Origin of the sequence: Mesorhizobium sp. B3-1-7, from assembly GCF_006439385.1 — a bacterium.
Taxonomy (GTDB): Bacteria; Pseudomonadota; Alphaproteobacteria; order Rhizobiales; family Rhizobiaceae; genus Mesorhizobium.
The window spans coordinates 13,396-37,226 of record NZ_VFTL01000034.1 but is presented as its reverse complement, the minus strand read 5'-3'; the positions used below and the strand labels follow the sequence as shown (position 1 = coordinate 37,226).

The 23,831-nt window shown below is 64.0% G+C and carries 26 protein-coding genes; 16 read left to right on the top strand and 10 right to left on the bottom strand.

What is annotated here, in order from left to right; genetic code table 11:
* Positions 1–71 precede the first annotated feature (71 nt).
* The 5 genes from FJ417_RS25185 to FJ417_RS25160 all read left to right on the top strand — a co-directional run bounded on the left by FJ417_RS25185 (position 72) and on the right by FJ417_RS25160 (position 5,640).
* A complete protein-coding gene (locus FJ417_RS25185; protein ID WP_140643549.1) occupies positions 72–710 on the top strand; it encodes a TetR/AcrR family transcriptional regulator in 639 nt (212 codons plus the stop codon).
* Positions 711–875: 165 nt separating this feature from the next.
* Complete coding sequence (locus FJ417_RS25180; RefSeq protein WP_140658810.1) at positions 876–3,032, top strand: penicillin-binding protein 1A; 2,157 nt, start codon at positions 876–878, stop codon at positions 3,030–3,032.
* Between the two features lie 80 nt (positions 3,033–3,112).
* Positions 3,113–3,697 (top strand): DUF1214 domain-containing protein, encoded by a 585-nt coding sequence (locus FJ417_RS25175; RefSeq protein WP_140785291.1) that lies wholly within the window; start codon positions 3,113–3,115, stop codon positions 3,695–3,697.
* The gene (locus FJ417_RS25170) at positions 3,690–4,238 is read left to right on the top strand and encodes a DUF1254 domain-containing protein (protein ID WP_140643543.1); all 549 of its coding nucleotides are present in this window, start codon (positions 3,690–3,692) and stop codon (positions 4,236–4,238) included. The genes FJ417_RS25175 and FJ417_RS25170 overlap by 8 nt, the downstream gene beginning before the upstream one ends.
* Positions 4,239–4,635: 397 nt before the next feature.
* On the top strand, positions 4,636–5,640 hold the full coding sequence (locus FJ417_RS25160) for a DUF2336 domain-containing protein (RefSeq protein ID WP_140785290.1): 1,005 nt from the start codon (positions 4,636–4,638) through the stop codon (positions 5,638–5,640).
* A 5-nt stretch (positions 5,641–5,645) separates the two neighbouring features.
* On the opposite strand, the gene FJ417_RS25155 is transcribed toward FJ417_RS25160, so the two are convergent.
* Positions 5,646–5,993, bottom strand: a complete 348-nt coding sequence (locus FJ417_RS25155; RefSeq protein WP_140643537.1) for a DUF1491 family protein — start codon at positions 5,991–5,993, stop codon at positions 5,646–5,648.
* An 89-nt stretch (positions 5,994–6,082) separates the two neighbouring features.
* On the opposite strand from FJ417_RS25155, the gene FJ417_RS25150 reads away from it, so the two are divergent.
* Together FJ417_RS25150 and FJ417_RS25145 are read left to right on the top strand one after the other, a co-directional pair.
* Complete coding sequence (locus FJ417_RS25150; RefSeq protein WP_181175226.1) at positions 6,083–6,343, top strand: type II toxin-antitoxin system ParD family antitoxin; 261 nt, start codon at positions 6,083–6,085, stop codon at positions 6,341–6,343.
* Complete coding sequence (locus FJ417_RS25145; protein ID WP_140702907.1) at positions 6,336–6,626, top strand: type II toxin-antitoxin system RelE/ParE family toxin; 291 nt, start codon at positions 6,336–6,338, stop codon at positions 6,624–6,626. Before FJ417_RS25150 ends, FJ417_RS25145 begins: the two co-directional genes overlap by 8 nt.
* A 21-nt stretch (positions 6,627–6,647) precedes the next feature.
* On the opposite strand, the gene FJ417_RS25140 is transcribed toward FJ417_RS25145, so the two are convergent.
* Together FJ417_RS25140 and FJ417_RS25135 are read right to left on the bottom strand one after the other, a co-directional pair.
* A complete protein-coding gene (locus FJ417_RS25140; RefSeq protein WP_140785289.1) occupies positions 6,648–7,439 on the bottom strand; it encodes a peptidoglycan-binding domain-containing protein in 792 nt (263 codons plus the stop codon).
* Positions 7,414–9,150 carry a PAS domain-containing sensor histidine kinase gene (locus FJ417_RS25135; protein ID WP_140785288.1) on the bottom strand — a complete coding sequence of 579 codons (1,737 nt, stop codon included), beginning with the start codon at positions 9,148–9,150 and terminating at the stop codon, positions 7,414–7,416. The genes FJ417_RS25140 and FJ417_RS25135 overlap by 26 nt, the downstream gene beginning before the upstream one ends.
* Before the next feature lie 555 nt (positions 9,151–9,705).
* Between FJ417_RS25135 and FJ417_RS25130 the strand changes: the two genes are divergently transcribed.
* Positions 9,706–10,101, top strand: a complete 396-nt coding sequence (locus FJ417_RS25130; protein WP_140785287.1) for a DUF5330 domain-containing protein — start codon at positions 9,706–9,708, stop codon at positions 10,099–10,101.
* 173 nt (positions 10,102–10,274) lie between these two features.
* A complete protein-coding gene (locus tag FJ417_RS25125; RefSeq protein WP_140643527.1) occupies positions 10,275–10,703 on the top strand; it encodes a SufE family protein in 429 nt (142 codons plus the stop codon).
* An 80-nt stretch (positions 10,704–10,783) separates the two neighbouring features.
* Here the strand turns inward: FJ417_RS25125 and FJ417_RS25120 are convergent, their stop codons facing one another.
* Both FJ417_RS25120 and FJ417_RS25115 read right to left on the bottom strand, forming a co-directional pair.
* The gene (locus FJ417_RS25120) at positions 10,784–11,209 is read right to left on the bottom strand and encodes a MucR family transcriptional regulator (RefSeq protein WP_027164827.1); all 426 of its coding nucleotides are present in this window, start codon (positions 11,207–11,209) and stop codon (positions 10,784–10,786) included.
* A gap of 413 nt (positions 11,210–11,622) precedes the next feature.
* Complete coding sequence (locus FJ417_RS25115) at positions 11,623–11,967, bottom strand: SH3 domain-containing protein (RefSeq protein WP_181183294.1); 345 nt, start codon at positions 11,965–11,967, stop codon at positions 11,623–11,625.
* A 133-nt stretch (positions 11,968–12,100) separates the two neighbouring features.
* On the opposite strand from FJ417_RS25115, the gene FJ417_RS25110 reads away from it, so the two are divergent.
* Together FJ417_RS25110 and FJ417_RS25105 are read left to right on the top strand one after the other, a co-directional pair.
* Positions 12,101–14,212: a S9 family peptidase gene (locus FJ417_RS25110; RefSeq protein WP_140785285.1), complete on the top strand. Its 2,112-nt coding sequence runs from the start codon at positions 12,101–12,103 to the stop codon at positions 14,210–14,212.
* 97 nt (positions 14,213–14,309) lie between these two features.
* Entirely contained in the window at positions 14,310–14,699 is a 390-nt protein-coding gene (locus FJ417_RS25105) for an SET domain-containing protein-lysine N-methyltransferase (RefSeq protein WP_140658817.1), read from the top strand.
* Positions 14,700–14,702: 3 nt separating this feature from the next.
* Here the strand turns inward: FJ417_RS25105 and FJ417_RS25100 are convergent, their stop codons facing one another.
* The 4 genes from FJ417_RS25100 to FJ417_RS25085 form a co-directional block, all read right to left on the bottom strand.
* Complete coding sequence (locus tag FJ417_RS25100; RefSeq protein ID WP_140785284.1) at positions 14,703–15,650, bottom strand: cytochrome c; 948 nt, start codon at positions 15,648–15,650, stop codon at positions 14,703–14,705.
* 8 nt (positions 15,651–15,658) lie between these two features.
* Complete coding sequence (locus FJ417_RS25095) at positions 15,659–16,096, bottom strand: cytochrome c (protein ID WP_140785283.1); 438 nt, start codon at positions 16,094–16,096, stop codon at positions 15,659–15,661.
* Positions 16,097–16,340: 244 nt separating this feature from the next.
* Positions 16,341–16,943, bottom strand: a complete 603-nt coding sequence (locus tag FJ417_RS25090; protein WP_140785282.1) for a superoxide dismutase — start codon at positions 16,941–16,943, stop codon at positions 16,341–16,343.
* Positions 16,944–17,153: 210 nt separating this feature from the next.
* Positions 17,154–18,032 (bottom strand): branched-chain amino acid aminotransferase, encoded by an 879-nt coding sequence (locus tag FJ417_RS25085; protein ID WP_140785281.1) that lies wholly within the window; start codon positions 18,030–18,032, stop codon positions 17,154–17,156.
* A 313-nt stretch (positions 18,033–18,345) separates the two neighbouring features.
* On the opposite strand from FJ417_RS25085, the gene FJ417_RS25080 reads away from it, so the two are divergent.
* Both FJ417_RS25080 and FJ417_RS25075 read left to right on the top strand, forming a co-directional pair.
* Positions 18,346–19,008 carry a haloacid dehalogenase type II gene (locus tag FJ417_RS25080; RefSeq protein WP_140702890.1) on the top strand — a complete coding sequence of 221 codons (663 nt, stop codon included), beginning with the start codon at positions 18,346–18,348 and terminating at the stop codon, positions 19,006–19,008.
* 172 nt (positions 19,009–19,180) lie between these two features.
* Positions 19,181–20,002 (top strand): L,D-transpeptidase, encoded by an 822-nt coding sequence (locus FJ417_RS25075; protein WP_140702888.1) that lies wholly within the window; start codon positions 19,181–19,183, stop codon positions 20,000–20,002.
* A 12-nt stretch (positions 20,003–20,014) separates the two neighbouring features.
* Here the strand turns inward: FJ417_RS25075 and FJ417_RS25070 are convergent, their stop codons facing one another.
* The gene (locus FJ417_RS25070; RefSeq protein WP_140785280.1) at positions 20,015–21,442 is read right to left on the bottom strand and encodes a PLP-dependent aminotransferase family protein; all 1,428 of its coding nucleotides are present in this window, start codon (positions 21,440–21,442) and stop codon (positions 20,015–20,017) included.
* A 76-nt stretch (positions 21,443–21,518) separates the two neighbouring features.
* Here FJ417_RS25070 and FJ417_RS25065 point away from each other — a divergent pair, with 76 nt between their 5' ends.
* The 3 genes from FJ417_RS25065 to FJ417_RS25055 all read left to right on the top strand — a co-directional run bounded on the left by FJ417_RS25065 (position 21,519) and on the right by FJ417_RS25055 (position 23,811).
* Positions 21,519–22,142 (top strand): FMN-binding negative transcriptional regulator, encoded by a 624-nt coding sequence (locus FJ417_RS25065; RefSeq protein WP_140785279.1) that lies wholly within the window; start codon positions 21,519–21,521, stop codon positions 22,140–22,142.
* Between the two features lie 48 nt (positions 22,143–22,190).
* Positions 22,191–22,841 carry a LysE family translocator gene (locus FJ417_RS25060; protein ID WP_140785278.1) on the top strand — a complete coding sequence of 217 codons (651 nt, stop codon included), beginning with the start codon at positions 22,191–22,193 and terminating at the stop codon, positions 22,839–22,841.
* A gap of 130 nt (positions 22,842–22,971) precedes the next feature.
* Positions 22,972–23,811: a 3-keto-5-aminohexanoate cleavage protein gene (locus FJ417_RS25055; protein ID WP_140702878.1), complete on the top strand. Its 840-nt coding sequence runs from the start codon at positions 22,972–22,974 to the stop codon at positions 23,809–23,811.
* Positions 23,812–23,831 lie beyond the last annotated feature (20 nt).

Below are 23,831 nucleotides of genomic sequence, written 5' to 3'. Positions count from 1 at the left end.
CTGGACATATGTGTCTAGACACTTCTGTCCAGAGCTTGCGTTGCGTTTCGCGCCATGCCTATTGTGCGGCCATGATCATGACCGCTCCCCAGGCCGAACCGACGCCCGGCAACATCAAGGTTACGCGCTCCGACTGGATCAAACTGGCGCTCGATATGCTGATTTCAGACGGTATCGAGAGCGTGCGCGTGCTGACGCTCGGCCAGAAGCTCGGCGTGTCGCGCTCGAGCTTCTACTGGTATTTCAACAGCCGGCAGGACCTGCTCGACCAGTTGCTTGCGCATTGGCACGACACCAACACCACGGCGATCGTCGAGCGTGCCCGCCGGCCGGCGGAGACCATCATCATGGGCGTGATGAACGTCTTCGAATGCTGGGCCGACGAGCGCCTGTTCGACCCCAGGCTCGATTTCGCCGTTCGCGAATGGGCCAGGCGCGCGGCCGACGTGCGGCGCATGATCGACCAGGCCGACGACGAGCGTCTCAGCGCCATCCGCGACATGTACCGCCGGCACGGCTATGACGGCGAGGACGCCTTCATCCGCGCCCGCGTCCTCTATTACATGCAGATCGGCTATTATGTGCTCGACCTCAAGGAACCGGTCGAGGCGCGCGTCAGCCATCTCGCCGCCTATCTGCGTTCCTTCACCGGCCAGGAGCCGACCGAGGCGGATGTGGCGCATTTCATGCGCTTCATCGCGGCGCGGTGATATAGTCTGCCGTCCACGGCCAGGGCGCAACCAATCAACAAAGCTTGCGCTGTTGCTTCGCTGCCCTTGTGAGCGATGCTAAAATGGTCGATTAGTCTTGCGGGGGAGGCGCCCGAAACTGCCATGCAGTTTCCGGGCGAAAGTGCGTTGGGGCGGAAGTCTGGAATGGCAAGTCCTTCGAAACCAAGCAAGAGAAGAGGTCGTATCGCTTCGGCTCTGCTCGCTGTGGACGCCTGGCTCGATTCCTCGCTCTACGAGATCGGTTTCAAGGCCCGCGAATTCTGGGAAGCGGCGACCATCTTTTCCCGGCGGTTCCGGGTGCATGGCTGGCGCCGCGCCATCATCGAGGTGCTGAGCGAAGGTTTCACCATGGGCGCCGGCGGCTTCGTGGTGCTGCTCGCGCTTGCCATGCCTGCCTTCGACATCACCACCGGCGACTGGCGCAATCAGGGCGACTTCGCCGTCACCTTCCTCGATCGCTACGGCAACGAGATCGGCCAGCGCGGCATCATCCAGCGCGATTCCGTGCCGGTCGACGAGATGCCGGACATCGTCATCAAGGCGGTGCTGGCGACCGAGGACCGGCGTTTCTTCGACCATTACGGCATCGACGTGCTGGGCCTGTCGCGCGCGGTCTTCGAGAATGTGCGCGCCAATTCGGTGGTCCAGGGCGGCTCCAGCATCACCCAGCAGCTCGCCAAGAACCTGTTCCTGTCCAACGAGCGCACCCTCGAGCGCAAGATCAAGGAAGCCTTCCTGTCGCTGTGGCTGGAGGCGAACCTGTCCAAGAAGGAGATCCTGCAGCTCTATCTCGATCGCGCCTATATGGGCGGCGGCACGTTCGGCATCGAGGCGGCGGCGGATTTCTATTTCGGCAAGAGCGTCAAGGACCTGAGCCTTGCCGAGGCGGCGATGCTGGCCGGGCTGTTCAAGGCCCCGACCAAATACGCCCCGCACATCAACCTGCCGGCGGCCCGTGCCCGCGCCAATGTCGTGCTGTCCAACCTGGTCGATGCCGGCTTCATGACCGAAGGCCAAGTGCTGCAGGCGCGGCTGCATCCGGCCGACGTCGTCGACCGCGGCGAGCAGAAGAGCCCGGATTATTTCCTCGACTGGGCCTTCGACGAGGTGAAGAAGATCGCCAAGCCCGGCCAGCACTCGCTGGTCGCCCACACCACTTTCGACGCCAACATCCAGAAGGCGGCCGAGGAGTCGGTCGAGTTCCATCTTCGCCAGTTCGGCAAGGAATACAACGTCACCGAAGGCGCGGTGGTGGTGATCGAGACCAACGGCGCGGTGCGTGCCATCGTCGGTGGCCGCGACTATGGCACCAGCCAGTTCAACCGCGCCACCAAGGCGCTGCGCCAGACCGGTTCATCGTTCAAGCCCTATGTCTATGCCACCGCCATGGAACATGGTTTCACGCCGGACTCGGTGGTTTCCGGTGGCCCTATCAGCTGGGGCAGTTGGTCGCCGCACAATTACAATGGCGGCTCGGCCGGCAACGTCACGCTGCTTACGGCGATCGCCAAGTCGATCAACACCGTGCCGGTGCGGCTCGCCAAGGATTATCTGGGCATTGGACCGATCAAGGCGATGGCCGAATCGATGGGTGTCGAATCGCCGCTGGAATCGCACAAGACCATGGTGCTCGGCACCTCGGGCATGACGGTGATGGACCAGGCGACCGGCTACAGCGTCTTTGCGCAGAACGGTTTCGTCGGCTCGCGCCACGGCATCACCCAGCTCGTCACCCGCACCGGCGACGTGGTCTATGACTGGGCCAAGGACGCGCCGCCACCACATCGGGTGCTGTCGGAAAAGGCGCTGAAATATATGAACACCATGCTGGCGGCGGTGCCGGTCATAGGCACCGCGCGGCGCGCGCAACTGCCCAACATTGTCGTCGCCGGCAAGACCGGGACGACACAATCCTACCGCGATGCCTGGTTCGTCGGCTTCACCGGCAACTACACCGCCGCCGTCTGGCTCGGCAATGACGACTTCACGCCGACCAATAAAATGACCGGCGGTTCGCTGCCGGCGATGGTCTGGCAGCGGCTTATGGTCTACGCGCATCAGAACATCGACCTGAAGCCGATCCCGGGCATCGATCATCCGTGGGTCGACCCGGAGGTCGCGGCCAAGGCCGAGGAAGCGGCGAAGAAGGAAGCCGACGCGGCGGCGGCGCAGGCCGAGGCCGAACGCCCGCCGGTGCTTTCCGGCCGCACCACCCAGACGCTGAGGGAAATGAGCAAGGCGTTCCAGGCCGCCCCCGTGCTGGGCGCCCCCACCCTGCCGGAGACGCTTTCGGCGCTTTAGCACGGCCCTCGCGTGAAGCCGGCTTGCCACGGCACCCCGCGCCGCGATATCCCGGGCAACCTCCTCTGTTTGCGGCTCTCATGCTCAAGAACGCCATCCTGACGCTGCTTTCGCTTGCCATGGCCATCGGGCTTGGCGGCTACAGCGTCTGGTATGCGCTCAACGCGCAGGACGGCGTCGGCGCGATCCGCATCGGCCAATGGACCGCCTTCCCCGAAGTCGGGACGCTGGCGGCCGACCCTTATTCCAAGGCGCGCGTGGCGCGCGAGGGCGTGCTGGCGCTCGGCCAGGCCGAGGGGCTTGCCTTCGTGGCCGAGCGCGACGATGCGGGCGAGCCGCTGAAACGCGAATGCGCCTACACGGTCGAAGGCGGTTACCCCACCGCCCGCTTCTGGACGCTCTATGCCGCCGACCAGTCGCTTGGCGTGATCGACACAGGCAAGCCGAGGCAGTCGGCGCTGCAATCCTACGAAGTGCTGCGCCAGCCCGACAATTCCGTCGTCATTTCCGTCGGCAATCGCCCGGCTCCCGGCAACTGGCTGCTGACCGGCGGTTCCGGCAAGATGTATTTCGTGCTGACCTTCTACGACACGCCGATCGCCTCGAGCACCGGCCTCTCGGACGTCACGCTGCCGCGCATCCTGAAGGCGGGCTGCAATGCGTAGCCTGCTGCACGCCCTCATCCTCGGCCTGCTCGGCGCCGGCATCGTGCACATCGTGGTGCTGTTCCTGGTGCCGGAATTTTCCGAACGCGATGCCTGGTCGCGGCTGGCGATGGCTTCTGACCTCTACAAGATGACGCGGCTCGACGCCGAGGCCGGCGGCGCGCCGGTGGTGAAATCGGTCGATCCGCTGTTTTATGCCGCCGCCTGCCGATTCGATCTCACGGACGGGCTGGTCAGGATCAAGGCGCCCGGCGACGTGCCGTTCTGGTCGGCCTCGGTCTATGACCGCAGCGGCCACAACATCTATTCCTTCAACGATCACAACGCCAATGGCGAAAAACTCGATGCCATCGTGCTGACGCCGGCGCAGATGATCGACGTGCGGCGCGACCTTCCGGAGGATCTGCAGGGCGCGATCTTCGTCGAGGCGCCGATCGATGAAGGCATCTTCGTCGTCCGCGCCTTCGTGCCGGACGAGAGCTGGAAGCCGATCGTGTCGCGCTTCCTCGAGCAGAGCGCCTGCGAATTGCAGGATTACTGAGAAAGGCGCCCGATCAGTGATGCGGCTTGGCAGGTGGCGGGGAGCGCGGCCTGTCGGGGCCGCTCTCGCCGGGCCGTGCCTCACCGACCTGCGGATGCAACTCATAACGGACGCCGGGGAATATGATGACCGCCGCCGCCGTCGTGGTGTCGTGACTTGCTCGATTTACAGGTGCCGCTCGCGGCACAAAAGACAGGACCATGCCCATGGTTCGCGCATTCCCTCTCGGTTTCCCCGGAGCACAACGCAACGCCTCCAAAGTTGATTAAGAGGCGTAGAGGGTTAACGGAGCGCTAACGGATCGCGGCTAATTTGATGTTTGTTTTCCTGAAGGTGCGAAACCGGCCCGGCCGGATCGTGCGGTTCGGGAGTGTGTCGAGTGTCGGGCGTATCCTCCGTGTCATCTTCGGATTTCAGGCAAATCGCTATCCGGACCGAAGCTGGAAAGGCCGAAAGGCTGTTCCGCGCCGCCGTGTCGGCGTTTTGCTCGCTGACGCGCCCGTCGCGCCGCGAGATCGCCCAGCTCGAAGACCTGACGCTGCCGCTGTTCGACGAGGTTTCTGTCGAGTCGCGCCGCTATGTCGCCGCTGCCCTTTCCGAATGCGAATATGCGCCGGCCGCGCTGGTGCGGCGGCTGGCCGAAGAGCCGGTCGAGATCGCAGCCTCCCTGCTCACCCGCTCCAACGCGCTGAGCGACATCGACCTCATCGCGCTGATCGGCCGGCACGGGCTGCCGCACGCGCGCGCCATCGCGCGCCGCAAGGAGCTCAACCCGACGATCGCCGACCTGATTCGCGCGCTGGAAAGGCCGGCGCTGGTCAAGACGCGGCCGCCCGAGACGGTCACCAGGCTTGCGCCGAAACCGGAGGCGATGGCCAAGGCGGACGACCGCCCCGCGCACGGCGAAGCAGCGGAGAACGCGCGGCGCCGCCTGCGGTCGATGATGCGCCCGACCGGTGACGCTGCCGACGTCAATACCTTCCTCGGCCAGCCGGCCTATGTGAAACTGCGCGAGACGGCGCTGACGGGGAACGCGGCCTTCTTCCAGACCGCGCTTGCCGACGCGCTGGATATCGACTTCGCGACGGCCCGTTCGGTGACCGGGCAGTCGAGCTATGCCGCCCTGCTTGCGGCGCTGCGCGCCCTCGACCTCAGCGAAGACATGGCATTCCTGATCGCGGTCGCGGTCTATCCCGGCGAGTTCCCGCATCCGCAGGCGATCCGCCTGTTCCTCGACCGCTACCGGCTGCTGCATCGCGAGGCGGCGCTGGACAAGGTACGCGCCTGGAAGGCCGAGACACTTTCACGGGCGATCCGCGGCAATGCTGCCGCTGCGGTAGACACCGAAAGCCGCGAAGCCTCGAACAGCGACGAGGCGAGCGCCGGCCTCAAGGCGTCCTGACGCGGTTAATCCGCCTTCACGGAAAGAAGCTCTTCGACGGGAATGGTCCCGCCCTCGATCTCGACCACCCAGATGTCGGGATCGAATTTCTTCTCCCGCTCCAGCCGCGCATCGAAAGCCGAGCCATCGTCGCTCGCACCGAGCATGGCGAAGAAGCGCTCATCGGGCTTGGCCGAATCGTAGCTCGTCTGCGGCGCCGGCCCGTAAAGGGCCACCTCTCCCATTCGACCTCGCGAAAGCACGAAGACAGCGCCGGCCTCGGTCGCGCCGCGCTTGACGATTGCGGCAAAGCCGCCGGCGCCGAAGACGCGGCGCACAAGGGCCGAGACCCAGAGATCGGCGGTTACGCGCATGAGAGGTTTCCGGATGCCACTCAAGCATCTAACAAATCTTGTTAGAGTTTGTGAAGACTGCTATATAAATAGCGATGAAAAGCCAAGCAATGCGCACCCTCACCATATCGCTTACGCCGAAACAGGCCGCCCGTCTGCAGGATGCGGTCGAGAGCGGCAACTATGCCTCGAACAGCGAAATCGTCAGGGAGGCCCTCAGGCTGTGGGAGCACCGCGAGGAGCTTCGCGTGCGCGAACTCGCACAGTTGAAGCAGGCTTACGACGAAGGGATGGCGAGTGGCGAAGGTCAGGACGTCGATCGCCGGGCCTTTCTCCGCGCTCTGAAAGCCGAGCGCACGGAACGTGGCTAGCTATCGACTTACACCTCGCGCGGAACAAGACCTCAAGAACATTTGGCGCCATATTGCGGCCGACAGCGAACGGGCGGCGGATGGCCTCGTAGAGCGCATTTTCGACAGACTGGAGCTCGCTTGCAGTCATCCCAATATGGGGGTTGCCCGGCCAGAGTTGAGCGCCACGGCACGTATTCTCGTGGAGGGTCGATATATCGTTATCTACGAGCCAATGGACTACGGCATCCTGGCTGTGGCCATTGTTCACGGGATGAGAGACCCCGACCATTGGCTTGAATAGACAGCTTTCGGACGCCGCCGCTCAGTTCGTCAGGCCGATCTCGCGCATCTTGACGTAGACCGCCTCGTCCGGCTCGCCGGTTTCGGGCAACCCGAAGAGCGCCTGGAATTCCTTGATCGCGGACTTGGTGCGGGCGCCAACCTTGCCGTCGAGCTGCATGTCGCTATTGCCGAAAGCCTTCAAGCCGGCCTGGATCCTGACGATGCGGGCGTCAGGAGACAATGTAGGGTCACTGGCCGGGGCCGAGACCGGAATTACCGATGGCCTGGCCGACGGCGTCGCGGCTGCCGCGTCGGCCGGCCGCGGCGCCGGGTGCGGGATGGCCGCCGTGGTCTGGCGAGCGCCAAGCTGGTCGAGCAGCGCCGTGTCGATCTCGCCCGAGCCGGGCAACCCGACTTTCAACTGATAGGCCTGGATGGCCTTGCGCGTGGCCGGTCCCGTGAGACCATCGACCGTGCCGTCGTAGAAGTTGAGGTCCTTCAGAATGCCCTGCACCTGCTGGACGACCGGATCCGGCTTGGCCACCGGCTGCGCCGGCGCCTGGCGCACGATGTTGATGGTGGTTTCCGGTTCGTCGGAGACGGTGTGCGGGAAATTCACGATGGTCCGGGTGGCGAAGAAGGCGCCGGTATGCGGAAAGGGCTGATACCAGAGCGCGTTGGCCGAGACGTAGAACAGCGTCACCAGGAAAGCGGTCGAGCCGCCGACCAGGACCGGATTGCTGGCGATCAGCTGACCGACGGCAAACGCGCCCTCGGCAAGGACGCCGCGCTCTGGTTCGATCACCTTAGGCCGTTTTGCGGAGCGAGCCATTGCTGTCCCCATCTGCATCCCCCTTCGGCTTGGCCGCCGGCATGGCCAGCACGCCGGATGGCGCACCGGAACGCCGCTTCGGCCCGTTCACCGGCAGGCCGATCGTCACCGTGGTGCCCTCACCCGGCGCGCTCTCGATCGACATCGTGCCCTCGTGCAGCGCCACCAGGCCCTTGACCAGCGACAGGCCGAGCCCGGTTCCCTCGAAACGGCGCGTGTAGTCGTTCTGGATCTGCATGAACGGCTTGCCGAGATTGGCCATGTCCTCCTCGGCGATGCCGATGCCGGTGTCGCTCACCCAGAAATGCAGGTGCGAGCCGACACGCTTGGCGCCGATCACCACGCTGCCGCCATCGGGCGTGAACTTCACGGCGTTCGAAGCGAGATTGATCAGGATCTGCTGGACCGCCCGGCGGTCGGCATTGATCTCGCCCGCATCCGGGGCAATCTGCGTGGCAAGAACTATGCTCTTGGCATCGGCCAGCGGCCGCATCATCGAGCGACACATGTCGACGGCCTCGACGAAGCGGAACGGCTCCAGTTCGGTCGCGTAGGCACCCGCCTCGATGCGCGAGACATCGAGGATCGAGGTGACGACGGACAGGAGATGCTGGCCGGATTCCCTGACCAGGCCGACATATTCCTTCTGGCGCGGATCCTTGAAGGCGCCGAACATCTCATGCAGCAGCATGTCGGAAAAGCCGATGATGGCGTTGAGCGGCGTGCGCAGCTCGTGGCTGACCACCGCCAGGAAGCGGCCCTTGGCCACTTCGGCGGCCGCAGCGGCCTCCCTGGCTTCCGCAAGCTCGTCGCGAAGCGCCGCGACGTCGTCGTTTTCGCGCAGGACCAGGGTGAAGACGTCGCGGTCGACTTCGCCGCGCAGCAGATCGAGGCTGAACGGGCGGAAATTGTCGGTCGCGCCGGAACCCTCGCGCGGCAAGCGGATGCGCAGATCAAGCCGGCGCTTCGGCGCGCCCTCGCGCATGTCGGCCAAAGCGGTGAGATAGGCGACGCGGTCGGAAAGATGGACGCGATCGAAAAGGCCGGTGCCGAGCAGGAGCTCCGGCGCCAATTTGAGGGTCGAACGCGCCCGGGCGGACGCGTCAAGCACTTCGCTCTGGCGACCGACGCGCAGCACGACAGCGTCGATGACGTCCTCAAGACGATCGCCGGCAGCCTCCGGCATCCGCAAGCCGGCCGGGTTGGCGATGGTGGCGGCCCGCGGCACCAGCGTCAGCGCCCAGGCGAGCGGCAGCAGCCAATGCCAGGTGGCGATTTCGCCGAGCGGCAAGACCTGCCCGGCAAAGGGCTGCAGCACGATGGCGGCAAGCGCCGCCAGCGCGCCCCACAGCGCAGCGCGCCGCGACCCCGAGACCCACCAGGTTTCGACCGGCAATGCGACGGCAAGGAGTGCTGCCGGCGAGGCCAATCCGCCCGCCGCCGCGACGGCGCCGGCAAGGGCAAGGCCGCCGAGCGCGACCGCCATGCGGCTGGCAAGCGCCATGTGGCCGGTGGCGGCCACCAGAAGCGCTGCGAACCAGCACAGGCCAAAAGCTGCAAAGATCGCCGCTACCGTGACGGCCGCGCCGAGACTCGCGGTGACAAGCGTGACCGCCGCACCCGCGGCAAGGAAGGGCGCGGCGAGCATGACGCCGATGAAGCGACGCTGGCGCAGGCGTTCCGCCTCACCCGTCACGGTCGGGTGAACCATGCGCTCGCAGCCGGCGGCAACCGCGCCAGGCAATTGAACGTATCTGGCTGAAATCGAACTCAACGCACGCGTACCCGGTCGTAAAAAACGCCTGCCTGGCAGGTGACTCATCAATTGGCTTGAAACTCGCATCCAGCGTTTAAGGAATGGATAAGGCTGGCGAAGCCGGCGCCCGGCCCAGGACAAATATTGTGATGCCGACCCCGCAAAGCACGCCGAGTTGCCGCCATGGTAAACGGCGGGTTAGCCGCGAGGCCTGTGCCAAAACGAGCCGAAACTTGACACGACTAATCTCTGTCGGGAATAAAATCGAGTAATTACAATATGATATATGGTTATCATAAAGTTAATGTGGTCGATGAGATTCGAGACAAGTCCGTTTCAAAACCAATTCCTTTCGAATTTGCCTAAAATTTGAGGAAAATTCGCGGCTTCGATGCAAGCCGTCCTTTGCGTGACCGTGCCACTATCGTGCCCATAAAAGAGGTCATGCCGATGGATGCATGATCCGTCACGGATGGATGCATCGTCCATCGCGGATGAGAGGCAAGTAAGATGGGCTTTCTGATCAGGATGGCTTTCTGGTTTTCGCTGGTGCTGCTGGCGCTGCCGCTCGGCGTCGGCCCGAGTGAAGACGGCCAGCAGAGCGTCGGACCGATCCAGGCGCTGTTTGCGGCGCGCGAGGCGGTCGGCGACATTGCCGGGCTGTGCGAGCGTAAGCCCGATGTCTGCGAAACCGGCAAATCGGCCATGTACACCATCACCGTTCGCGCCAAGGAAACGGCCAAGATCGCCGCGGCCATGATCGACGACCAGCAACAGCCCGGGCAGGCAGGCGCGCCCGAGACGAAGGTCGCGGATGGTTCCGTCACGACCACCGGCAGCGTCGCCGAGGACATCGTGCTGCCCGCCAAGGTCAACATTCCGGTGATGCTGACCGCCAAGAACTGAATTCTTTCCAGCCGTTCGCTCGGCTCTTCAGTTTCGGCGCAATTCCGGACGGAAAACCGCTACGCACTTTTCCTGGAATTGCTCTAACGCCGCGGGCCCGTCCGACCTCTCGACGCCCGCGGCGTCTTTCTTTTTCCGTGACGCGGCCGGGCCGGGTCACTATATGCGGGGCAATGGCCACCCCGATCCAGACCATCCGCGACGACTTTTCCCTGCTCGACGAGTGGGAGGACCGCTATCGCTATGTGATCGAGCTCGGCGAGGGCCTGCCGGCCTTTCCCGAGGCGGAGCGCACGGCCGCGAACAAGGTGCCTGGCTGTGTGAGCCAGGTGTGGCTCACCACCGAGCAAGGAGCGGGCGCCGATCCGGTGATCAGCTTCCAGGGCGATTCGGATGCCCATATCGTGCGCGGCCTCGTCGCCATCATGCTGGCGCTGTTTTCGGGCAGGCATGCAAGCGAAATCCAGAACACGGACGCCGAAGCGACCCTGAAGGAACTCGGCCTCGACGAGCATCTGTCGCCGCAGCGCGCCAACGGCCTGCGTTCGATGGTCAAGCGCATCAAGCGCGACGCCGAAGCAGCGCTGAAGCAGACGGCCTGATCCGGCCGATATCGCTCCCATCAAGAAAGCAAAACGGCGCCGCAAGGGCGCCGTCGAACTGCTTGACGAGCTGAGACCAATCAACGGCCCTTGCGCTTGCGGCCCAGACCCATCTTCTTGGCGAGCTGCGAGCGGGCGGCCGCGTAATTGGGGGCGACCATCGGATAGTTGGCATCCAGGCCCCACTTCTCACGGTACTCTTCCGGCGTGAGATTGTAGTGGGTCATCAGGTGCCGCTTCAGCGACTTGAACTTCTTGCCGTCCTCGAGACAGACGATGTAGTCGTCATGGACGGAGCGCTTCGGGTTCACAGCCGGCTTCTGCTTCTCGGCCGACGGCTGCTCCGGCGAGCCACCGACGCGACCCAACGCGGCATGGACGTCGGCGATAAGGTTCGGCAGTTCCCCAACCGGCACCGGGTTGTTGCTGACATAGGCGGCGACGACATCGGCGGTCAGCTCGATCAGCGCATCACCGTTTTTCGAAGGTGTTTCGACGATTTCCATAGTGCTAAGGCCCCAACGAGAGTTTGTTTCTAAAACTGCGCCCTTTTTGTGGGATCGGGCATCGCGCGAATTTCGTGCAGGAAAGCCTGCGATTCGCATCGCCTTATCTTAATGACGCCGCGTTGCAAGTAAGTCAATTCGCATATTGACTTATATTCACCGATATTCATCAAATATTGCCGATTCAGCTTCAAAAATTCGTGCGCCGTGTAACTTCGCGAGATTTTTCTGGTCAGACCAGCATGCCGTGACGTCACGTCATCCGTGTGTTAGACATCCGATCGCCGCTCGACACGGCGTTCAATGCTTGGCCAATGCTTGGATGCCTGTCGCACCGGCGCGACAAATCCTGCGGCGCAACAAAGCGCAAGGACGCCGCCCTGCCGATCCGGATCCTGGGTGAACGATACCCCCTAGTGAGGCGCGATATATTTGCCGTAGACCCAGCCGGTGACGAAATGGCCATTTTGCGCCGGGTCGTGCCATATCTCGCACCAGCGATAGCGGATCGCCTGGCGCTGCTTCCATTGCGGCTGGCGGGCGATATCAAGCAGGTTCACGCCGCCGGTGCAGCGGCCGGTCATCTGCAGCACGGTGCCGTTCGGATAGGCGGCCTGTTTTTGCGATGCGTTGGACGGATACTTTCGTGCATTGAGCGTGTCGCCGAACGGCACGCCCGCCACTTGCCAGGCGGCAAAGACGGTTGCATGAGACTGACTGGAAAAAGCCAGACCTGCCGCGAGGACGGCGACAGACATTGCGGTAGAAACACAGGATTTCATCTTTCCCCCTTCGACTTAGCTTCTATAGACCACCTTGAACCGCGCCCCTTGAACCGCCGCTGAGCGGCGTGTTCATTCGTCATTCAAGCAAATTCCGCAGCGAGACGTAATGACCAGAGCTTCCGCCTTGACTTCCGCCTTCCCGGCCGCCAACCCGCCGACGCCCGAGAAACACCCGGTTTCCGACACGCATCACGGCATCACCCGCGGCGACGACTATGCCTGGATGCGGGCCGACAACTGGCAGGCCGTATTCCGGGACCCTTCCCTCCTCGACGGCCGCATCCGCGCCCATCTCGATGCCGAGAACGCCTATCAGGCGGCGCTGATGGCCGGCACCGCGGATCTGCGCGGCAAGCTGTTTGCCGAGATGAAGGGGCGCATCAAGGAGGATGACTCGACGGTGCCCATGAAGGACGGGCCTTATGCTTATGGCTCTTCCTTCCGGCTGGGCGGCGAGCAGCCGCGCTATTTCCGCACGCCGTGCGGCGGCGGCGCCGAGGAGATCCTGCTCGACGGCGATAAGGAAGCCGAGGGCAAGGCCTATTTCAGGCTCGGCGGCGTCGACCATTCGGCCGACCACGGGAAGCTGCTGTGGGCCTTCGACGACAAGGGTTCGGAGTTCTTCACGCTGCGCGTGCGCGACCTTGCGAGCGGCAAAGAACTTGCCGACCAGATCCCGGATACGGGCGGCGGCGGGGTGTGGAATGCCGGCGATGGCGGCTTCTTCTACACCCGTCTCGACGACAATCATCGCCCGTCAAAAGTGTTCTTCCACGCGCTCGGCGACAAATCGGAGAATGACCGGCTGATCTACGAAGAGACCGATCCAGGCTTCTTCATGGATGTCGGCGGCACGCGCGCCAATGACTGGATCATGATCGGCATCAACGACCATGAGACTTCGGAATACCGCCTGCTGCCCGCCAATGATCCAGCGGCCGAGCCCAAGCTGGTGGCGGTGCGCGAGACCGGCCTGCAATACGACCTGGAAGAGGGCGGCGACGTCTTCTTCATCCTCACCAATGCCGACGGCGCCAAGGACTTCAAGATCATGACCGCGCCGGTCGACAATCCGGTGCGCGCCAACTGGCAGGAACTGGTGCCGCACGAGCCCGGCCGGCTGATCCTCTCGGTGCTCGGCTTCAAGCATCATATGGTCAGGCTCGAGCGCAAGGACGGACTGCCGCGCATCGTGGTGCGGGAGCGCGCCAGCGGCGAGGAGCATTTCATCTCCTTCGACGAGGAGGCCTTCTCGCTCGGACTGTCCGGCTCCTACGAGTACGACACGGAGACGATGCGTTTCACCTATTCGTCGATGACGACGCCGGCGCAGGTGTTCGACTACAATATGCGCAGCCGCGAGCGCGTGCTCTTGAAGACGCAGGAAGTGCCCTCCGGCCACGATCCAGAGCACTATGTCACGCGCCGGCTGATGGCGCCCGCCGCCGATGGCGAGTTGGTGCCGATCTCGCTGCTCTACCACCGCGACACGCCGCTGGACGGTTCGGCGCCCTGCCTGCTTTACGGCTACGGCTCCTACGGCATCACCGTTCCTTCCGCCTTCAACACCAACTGCCTGTCGCTGGTCGACCGCGGCTTCGTCTATGCCATCGCGCATGTGCGCGGCGGCAAGGACAAGGGCTATGGCTGGTACGATGACGGCAAGCGGGCGAAGAAGATGAACACCTTCACCGATTTCATCGCCTGCGGCCGCCATCTCGTCGCCGAGCGTTACACAAAGCACGACCGCATCGTCGCCCAAGGCGGCTCGGCCGGCGGCATGCTGATGGGAGCGATCGCCAACATGGCGCCGGAGGATTTCGGCGGCATCGTCGCCGAGGTGCCGTTCGTCGACGTGCTCACCACCATGCTCGACGCCAGCCTGCCGCTGACGCCGCCGGAATGGCCGGAATGGGGCAACCCGATCGCCTCCGCCGCCGACTACGCTACGATCGCGGCCTATTCGCCCTACGACAATGTGGCGGCGCACGACTACCCGCCGATCCTGGCGCTGGCGGGCCTGACCGATCCGCGCGTCACCTATTGGGAGCCGGCGAAATGGGTGGCGCGGCTGCGCGACCGCAAGGCAGGCGGCAACCCGGTGCTGTTCAAGATCAACATGGAGTCCGGCCATGCCGGCGCGTCGGGCCGCTTCTCGCGGCTGGAGGAGATCGCCTACATTTACGCCTATGCCTTGAAAGTGACCGGCAAGGCCTGATTTTCCGCTCGCAATTGGCTAGGGCGCGCGTTACCCAATGCCGCCCTTTTTCGACATGGCTTCTCCCGGCCGCGACCATTCACCCGCAAGGATCCTCATGCTCCTCGTCGACACGTATCTCGACAAATCCGCCATTCAGGGCATCGGCGTCTTCGCCAGGAGCCACATCGCCAAGGGCACGCTGGTCTGGAAGCTCGACCCGAGGTTCGACCGCCGTATCCCGGTCGACACCTACGAGGCCCAGATCGGCCCGGTGAAATCCTATCTCGACCGCTATTCCTATCCGGACCGGCACGATCCGAGCTTCATCGTCTTCGAGGCTGACGACGCACGCTACATGAACCACGACGACGACCCGAACTGCGACGTCTCCTCGCCCGAGGAGACCTACGCGCTACGCGACATCGCGCCAGGCGAAGAACTGACCTGCAACTACAACCACTTCTTCGAAGGCGGCTTCGATTTTCTGGGCGATCGCCACCTGTAAAGGTTAACTCGCCGGCTTGCGCGCCGGATAGCCGTTGGGGTGCGGCGGGACGGCCTTCAGATAGGCGGCGATCGCGGCGCGGTCATCGGCCGTCAACTGCGCCATGTTCCGCTGCACATCGACCATGGCGCCGCCGACGGAATCGAAATCGGGCGTGAAGCCGGTCTCGAGGTAATTGGCGATGTCGGCCTCGGACCAGTCCTTGATGCTCTTCCCGTCGGGGGTGATGTTGGGCACGACGCCCGAGCCTTCGGCCGCCACGGCGCCTGCCAGCCACTCGCCTTTCCTGACGCCGCCGGCGAAATCGCGCGGCGTGTGGCATTCGCCGCAATGGCCGGGTCCCTCGACCAGGTAGCGGCCGGCCAGCACCTTGTCCGGCGTGCCCTCTGGCAGCACGATCACCGGTTCGGGGCTGAGATAGACAAGCTTCCACAGGCCAATGCCGCGACGGATGGTGAAGGGGAAGGAAAGCCTGTGATCGGGCGCCTTGCCGGCAACCGCCGGCAGCGTCTTCATGAAGGCGTAGAGGTCGGCGATGTCGGCCGGCTTCATGCGCGCGTAGGCGGCGTAGGGAAAGGCCGGGTAGAAATGCTCGCCCGAGGGCGAGACGCCCTTCAGCATGGCGTTGGCGAAGTCCTCCTCGCTCCAGGCACCGATGCCGTCCTTCTGGTCCTGCGAGATGTTGGGCGGAACGAAGGTGCCGAAAGGCGTCTTGAGTTCCAGACCGCCGACGAGTTCGAGACGGGCGTCGCCCTGGGCGCCCGGCTTGGCGTGGCAGGAGGTGCAGCCCCCCGCGTAGAAGATGCGCTTGCCCTTGGCGGCGTCGCCGGGGCCGAGCTCAGCGACGGTCGCGGCGTCAAGCCTGGCCGGCGCCGACAGGACCCAGCCGGCGGCAGCCGCGGCGCCGCCAAGCACGATGACGGCGCCGACAAGCTTCTTCAGCCAGGCCATTTAGGCGATCAGCTCTTCTTGATCCGGTAGGTCTGGTGGCAGGTGCCGCAATCGCCGCCCAGCGTGTTGAGTTGCGCCTTCAGCGCGTCGACATCGGCCGGCGGGGAAGCGACCGCGGCCTTGGCATCGGCCAGGAACTTGTCCCCGGCCGCCTTGAAGCCCGCCATGTCTTCCCAGATCTTCGGCGCGGCCGTGGTGTCGCCCTTGTCGGAGCCGGCCGGGAACAGCTTGTCGGCGTCGAACTTCTCGGCATTGGCCTCCAGGGCCTGCAATGCCGTCAGCACCGCGGCGGCGTCAAAAGGCTCCTCGCCCTTGACGACTTTCGAGATCTGCCCGGCGAGCTTGCCGCGTTCCTTCATCAGGGCCTGGCGATCCTTGATCGGATCGGCATAAGCGGCCGAACCGGCGAAGGCGAGCAAAAAGATGGCGATGACAAGCTTTCTCATTCAATTGGCTCCACGGTGAAGGAAGAGGGTACGCGACTGAGGCATTTCACCGTTCAAGGTGAAATGCTCTATCTCCTGGTTGGGGCAATTCCGGACGGAAAACCGTTCCACACTTCTCCTGGAATTGCTCTGGACGTTAACGGGCGTGGCGGTGGGATTATTCCCCGTCGCCGTGACGATTTTGCCGGATTTCTCTACCGAAAAAGAAAAGCCCCGGCGAACCGGGGCTTCTCATCAAAATCTTTTAGCCTTTGGCCTTTTCATAAAGCTCCAGGACGTGGTCCCAGTTGATCAGGCTGTCGACGAAGGCTTCGAGATATTTCGGCCGCGCGTTGCGGTAGTCGATGTAGTAGGAGTGCTCCCACACGTCGACGCCGAGGATCGGCGAGCCGCCATGGACCAGCGGGTTCTCGCCGTTCGGGGTCTTGGAGATTTCCAGCTTGCCGTTCTTGACCGAAACCCAGGCCCAGCCGGAGCCGAACTGGGTGGTGCCGGCGGCGATGAAATCCGCCTTGAACTTGTCGTAGCCGCCGAGATCGCTGTCGACCGCCTTCTGCAGCGCGCCCGGCAGCTTGTTGCCACCGCCACCCTTCTTCATCCACTTCCAGAAATGGATGTGGTTGTAATGCTGGGCCGCGTTGTTGAAGAGCCCGGCATTCTTGCCGAAGGACTGCTTCACGACCTCTTCGACCGACAGGTCGCCCATTCCGGCCTCGGCCGCCAGCTTGTTGCCGTTGTCGACATAGGCCTTGTGGTGCTTGTCGTGGTGATACTCCAGCGTCTCCTTCGACATGTAAGGCTGCAGGGCCTCGTAGTCGTAAGGCAAAGCGGGCAACTCAAAAGCCATGGATGGTACTCCCTCGAGGAAAAAGTCCGGTGATATTACCGAGCTAAGATAGGTCTGGAATGGGTTGGGGCAACTCCAGAATGGAGCGCCGAGCGACTTTTTAGAGCAATTCCGGGAAAAGTGCGAAATGGTTTTCCGCCCGGAATTGCGCAAAAATGACCAGGCGGAGCTGTTCGCCGTTTGGGTGAAACGGTGAAACGCTCCGGCGGCTCAGGCGGCGGACGTCGAATGCGCCCATTCCCAATAGAGCTCGCGCGCCTTCTTGGCGACCGGTCCGGGCTGCAGGTCGCGGTTTTCGATGCGGGTGATGGGCACCACTTTCGAGTGGTTGCCGGTCGAGAAGATCTCGTCGGCCTCAAGGAAATCGCGAATCGACAGCGTCTTTTCGGTGGTCCTGAAACCGTAGTCGCCGAGCAGGTTGATGGTGCGCGAGCGGGTGATGCCGGAGAGGAACGTGCCGTTCGGGGCCGGCGTCATCACGTGGCCGTCCTTGACCAGGAAGATGTTGGAGGTTCCGGTCTCGGCGACATTGCCCAGCATATCGAGCACCAGCGCGTTGTCGAAGCCGCGGTTCTTGGCCTCCAGGATGGCGCGACCGTTGTTGGGGTAAAGGCAGCCGGCTTTGGCGTTGGTCGGCATGGTCTCGATGGTCGGGCGCCGGAACGGCGAGACGCCGACCGAAAAGCCGGACGGCGGGATCATCGGCGATTCGTAGAGGCAAAGACAGAAGCGGGTCGAGGCCGGATCGGCCGGCACGCCCATATAGCCGCCATGCTCGGCCCAATACATCGGCCTGATATAGACCGCCGTCTTGCCGTCGAATTTCTTCAGGCCATCCCAGGTCAGGCCGACGATCTCCTCGGCGGTCATGGAGGGTTTCAGGCCAAGCGCCGTCGCCGAGGCGTTGACGCGGGCGGAGTGAAGCTCGAGGTCGGGCGCCACACCCTCGAACCAGCGGCCGCCGTCGAAGACACTGGTGCCCAGCCACATGGCGTGGCTGCGCGGCCCGAGAATGGCGACGTTGCCCTCGTACCAGTCGCCGTCCACATAGGTCCAAGTCGCGGTTTGCGCCGCCGCCGCCAGTGTCATGTTTGCCGTCCAAATGAGTGATTTCAGGCCGCCATAGGACGATGCTTTGACGGTTGGCGTCAACCGACATGGCCAAAAATCGTTGAGGCCAGCCATACTTACAGAGCGTCGCCCGAAACGGATCGGACAACGCCCGGTAAGTTCTTTTGTTTGATGCATGTCGGTTTCCCAACCGCGACACACTTTTGGGCGACATGCATTATTTGTTTGATGCATGTCGGTTTCCCAAAACCGCGACACACTTTTGGGCGACATGCATTAAAAGCGCAATCAGCGCTTGCACGGGGCGCATCCTCGCCTCAAAACTCTCGTTATGCATCATGCGGCCTATGTCTTCGACGCCTATGGCACGTTGTTCGACGTGCACGCCGCCGTGCGCCGGCATGCTGGCGAGATCGGGCCGAACGGCCAGCTTCTCTCCGAAATCTGGCGCGCCAAGCAGCTCGAATATTCCTGGGTCAGGACGCTGATGGGCTCATACGCCGACTTCTGGCAGCTGACCGAGCAGGCGCTGGATTTCGCTTTGCGCAAGGTGCCCTCGGCCGATCCGGCGCTGCGGACGAAACTGCTCGAAGCTTATTGGCGGCTCGACTGCTATCCGGAAGTGCCCGCCGTGCTGAAAGCGCTCAAGGCCTCGGGCGCGAAGCTCGCGATCCTCTCCAACGGCTCGCCCGAAATGCTCGACGCGGCGGTCAAGTCCGCGGCGCTCGACCAGATCCTCGACGACGTGTTTTCGGTCGACCAGGTCAAACGCTTCAAGACCGACCCGTCGGTCTACGACCTGGTGGTCACTGGCTGGCGGCTCTATCCGGGCGCGGTGTCGTTCCAGTCGTCGAACCGCTGGGACATCGCCGGCGCGACCAAGTTCGGTTTCCGTACGGTCTGGATCAACCGGACCGACCAGCCGGATGAATACCGCGACTTTCAGCCGGGCTTGATCCTGCCTTCGCTCGAAGGTCTCCTGGCAGGCGCCTGAGACCTCTGTTGCTGCAGCGCAACAGCTGTGGCGCGGTCACAGCTTCGCCTTTTTCTGTCCACCCTCAGGCCAGAATTGGAACCGCCTATCGCCGCCGACTGTTATGAATGCCGTCGGCGACGTGCCCGCGGATTCATGCTTTCTTGCGAATTAAGACCTAGAAAAGGCAACCATGTCAGACGCTTCCTTCCGCCTCAGCCGCCGTGGCTTCCTCAATTTCACAGCCCTTGGCGCTGCTTCGGCCGCCGTGTCCGCGTGCACCACCACCGGTCCGGGCCCCGCTCCCATCCAGCCGCCACCGCCGGCCTATGTCGAGCCGCCCCTCGGCGATTACGAGACGATGTATGGCGCGATGTCGGACAATGGCTTCGACCTGCCGGCCATCCCGGTCAACAAGATCGATCACAAATTCTTGCGCCAGATCGTCCCCGATCCGACCGGACAGCGCCCGGGCACCATCGTCGTCGATACCACCGGCCACTTCCTCTATCTGGTGCGCGAGGGCGGTCAGGCGATCCGCTACGGCGTCGGCCTCGGCCGCGCCGGCTTCGAATGGTCGGGCGACGCCGTCGTGCAGTGGAAGCAGAAGTGGCCGAAATGGACGCCGCCGGACGAGATGGTTGCCCGCCAGCCGGAACTGACCCAATACAGCGCCAAGAATGGCGGCATGCTGGGCGGCCTGAAGAACCCGCTCGGGGCGCGTGCGCTTTATCTGTTCCAAGGCAACCAGGACACGCTCTACCGCCTGCACGGCTCGCCCGAATGGTGGTCGATCGGCAAGTCGGTATCGTCAGGCTGCGTGCGCCTGATCAACCAGGACATCATCGACCTCTACGACCGCGTGCCGACCAAGACGCCGGTCATCGTGACGGCCAATATCGGCGCGCCGGAAGAGGACATGCCGGAGCGCAAGGCGATCCCGATCGACAACGGGGTGCCGACGGGCTCGATCCTGCTCGGTCCGGTGAAGAAACTTACCAACGAGATTTTCTAAGCGGTTGGTTCGTCAGCGGTGCTCGGCCAATATGGTGGCCAGCACGGCAACGCCGCGCCGCAACGCATCCGCATCGAGCCCGGCATAGCCAAGAATGAAGCCGGCCGTTTCCGGACGCGGCCCGCCCGGATCATAGAGTGGCGACACCGCATAAACGCCGATACCGGCGGTGCGCGCCGCAGCGATGATCGCCGCTTCGCGTCCAGCATCGATACCGTTCATCCAAGCAACGACATGCAGGCCAGTCTCGGCCCCGGCGACGGTAACCCGCGACCCCAGATGTTCAGTCAAAGCCTGCAGCAGGATGCCCCTGCGCTCGGCGTTCTTCCTGCGAATGCTGCGCACGTGGCGCTCGTAGGCGCCGCTCGCCAGCAACTCGGCCAGCACGTCCTGTTCCAGCATCGGAGCATGCCGGTCGGTCAGGCGCTTGGCCTCGCCGAACGCCCGGCGCAGGCTGGCGGGGACGACGAGATAGCCGAGCCTCAAGGTCGGCGAGAGCGTCTTGGACAGCGTTCCGACATAGATGACGCTATCCGCGTCGAGGGCCTGCAGAGGCGGGATCGGGCTGATGTCGTGACGGTATTCGCCGTCATAATCGTCTTCCACAATATAGGCCCCTGTGCCGGCGGCCCAGGCCAGCAGCGAACGCCGCCGCGTCGCCGAAAGCACGCCACCGAGCGGAAACTGGTGCGAAGGCGTCACATAGGCGAGACGGGCCGGCGGCAGCGTATCCGTCCTTAGCCCTTCCGCGTCGACGGCAACGGGCACGGCGACGCCTCCGGCCGCCACGAAGGCGTGGCGTGCCAGCGGATAGCCGGGGTTCTCGATCACAAAGGGGTCACCGGGGTCGAGCAGCAGCCGCGCGCAGAGGTCCAACCCCTGCTGCGAGCCGTTGACGATGACGATCTGGTCCGGCGTGCAACTGATGCCGCGAGCCCGCCAGAGATAGGCCTGAAGCGCGTTGCGCAGAACGGAAGACCCCTGAGGATCGCCATAGCGCAGCCGCGCGGCGCGCCGCAGGATCGCCTTGTTCGACGCGCGCCGCCAGGCCAGCACCGGGAAGTCCGCACCGGACAACTCGCCATAGCGGAAATCCGCGAGCTTGGCTGGTTGCCCTTCCGTAGGCGCAGGCAAGGCCAGCAACCGTCGTGCGAATGCCGAGAGGTTGCGTGGCGAAGCGGCTGCGACGGGCGCCTCTCCCGACGCCCTCTCCAACCCCGGAGCAACGATGGCGCGCGCACCATGCCGGATGATCAGATAGCCTTCGGCGTCGAGCTGATTGTAAGCGGCCGTCACCGTGGTTCGCGAGGCGCCCCACTCGGTCGCAAAAGCCCGCGTCGACGGAAGGCGATCGCCTGGCCGATAGGCGCCGCTGTGGATCTGCTCCTTGATCGCCGCGATGATCCGCCGCGCGACGCCGTCCTGCTCCGACTGGACCACCAAAAACCTTCAAAACTGGATATTCCAAGCAAGCCAGACATCCGGCATCTTTTCTTGGAACGCAAGGAGTTTTGCCATGTACACACCGCCCGCCTTTCGCGACGACGATCATGAGAGCCTCACCGCCACGATCCGCGCCGCGCGGCTGGCAATCCTGGTCACCGCCACGGCCGATGGCCCGCTGGCGACGCCTCTGCCGCTTTTCCTCGATGAGAACGAGGGCGAGCACGGCGTGATCTACGGCCATGTCGCAAAGGCAAACCCGCAATGGCGCATGCCACCACTGGGCGACGGCCTGGCGATGTTCATGGGCCCGGACGCCTATGTGACGCCGGCCTGGTATCAGACCAAGCAGGAGACCGGGAAGGTGGTGCCGACCTGGAACTATGTCGCCGTCCACGCCCATGGGCCGATCGAGTTCTTCGAGGATGCCGACAGGCTGCTCGAGGTGGTGACCCGCCTGACCAACCTGCATGAGGGCGAGCGCGCAGCACCCTGGGCCGTGTCGGACGCACCGGCGGATTTCATCCAGTCGCAGCTGAAGGGCATTGTCGGCCTGCGCATGCTGATTACGAAGCTCGAAGGCAAGCGCAAGATGAGCCAGAACCGCAACGCGGCCGATCGCGCCGGCGTCGTGTCCGGCCTGTCATCGAGCGAGCGGCCGTCCGACCGCGCGGTCGCTCCGCTCATTCCGGTGTGAAGACTGGCCGGTGTGAAGACCGGCCCTGCGCTTTCAAGAGAGTCCATCATGCCGGATTTGACCCAATTCGCCTTGTACTTCGCCGCGGCATTCCTGCTTGCCATTACACCGGGGCCGGGCATCTTCTATGTCGCCGCACGCACGCTGGCTGGAGGACGCGCGGAAGGCATTGCCTCGAGTGTCGGGACGGGCCTCGGCGGCATGGTCCATGTGCTTGCCGGCAGCCTGGGTGTTTCAGCTATCGTGCTCGCCAGCGCGGAGCTGTTCACGGCGCTGAAGCTGATCGGTGCCCTCTACCTCGTCTGGCTGGGCTTCCGCACCTTCCAGTCCGCGCGCCGCGAGGCAAAGACGATGCTGGAAGGCGAGACGCTGTCGCCTGCCGTCGGCACTGGCCGAGCGTTTCGCGAAGGCGTGCTGGTCGAGGCCTTGAACCCAAAGACGGCCGCCTTCTTCCTGGCCTTCATTCCGCAATTCGTGAACCTGGGCGCCGGCCACGTCGCCCTGCAATTCATGGTCCTTGGCTTCATATCGGTGACGCTCAATACAGTGGCCGATGTCGTGGTCGCTTTTGCGGCGAGCCGCATCCGGCAAGGCGCGGCCGGGCGCGCCAGCACCATACGCCGGCTGCGGGAGGCCTCCGGCGGCGCTATGATCGCGCTCGGCATGGGCCTGGCCATAGCCAAGCGCCCCGCCCTTTGATTGCCCGGCGACGTTCAGCGGACGGTCGACGAGGCCTCGACGATCGCGTCGATGGCCATGACGTCGCATGTGTTGCACAACGCATGCTTATGCGACAGATGAAGCAGCCATTCGGGCCGAAAGGAATTCCATGCAACCGGTTGCCAGCCGCCCCGATCCGGTCGCGATCGCCGTGGCGCCAAATGGTGGCCGGCGCACGAAGGCCGATCATCCCGCCTTGCCGATCACACCAGATGAGTTGGCGCATGTGGCCGCGGCTTCGCTCGACTCGGGCGCCGCCATGATCCATGTCCATGTCCGCGACCGCGACGGACATCACCTGCTCGACGCCGAAGCCTACCGGACCGCAACCGCGGCGATCAGGGCCAGTGTCGACGAACGGCTCGTCGTCCAGATCACCAGCGAGGCACTGGGCATCTATCGGCCCGAACAGCAGATGCGGGTGGTGCTGGAAGCGCGGCCCGAGGCGGTTTCACTGGCCCTGCGCGAGTTGTTGCCCGACCAAACTTACGAAGCGGGTTTCGCCGCATTCCTTGAAACGCTGCGCAGGGAGAAGATCACACCGCAGATCATCCTCTACACTCCCGAGGAGGCAACCTATCTCGCGATGCTCGCGGGCCGCGGCCTGATCCCCTTCGACAATCTGCCGGTTCTCTATGTGCTCGGCCGCTACGCGGTTGGACAGACGTCCCGCCCGGCCGACCTGCTGCCTTTCTTGGCCCCGGGCACTGCCGCTGCAAGCCATTGGATGGTCTGCGCCTTCGGCAACCAGGAGACGGCGTGCGTGACGGCAGCCGCGCTGCTTGGCGGGAACGCGCGCGTCGGGTTCGAGAACAATCTTTTCCTGCCCGATGGAACACCGGCTTCGGGAAATCAGGACCTTGTCGCGGCCACCAAGCGATCAGTCGAAGCCTGCGGGCTCACCCTCGCCAATGCGGACACGCTTAGAGGCCAGTGGGACGCCGCCTGAAGGGCGCGCGAGCGGTTGAT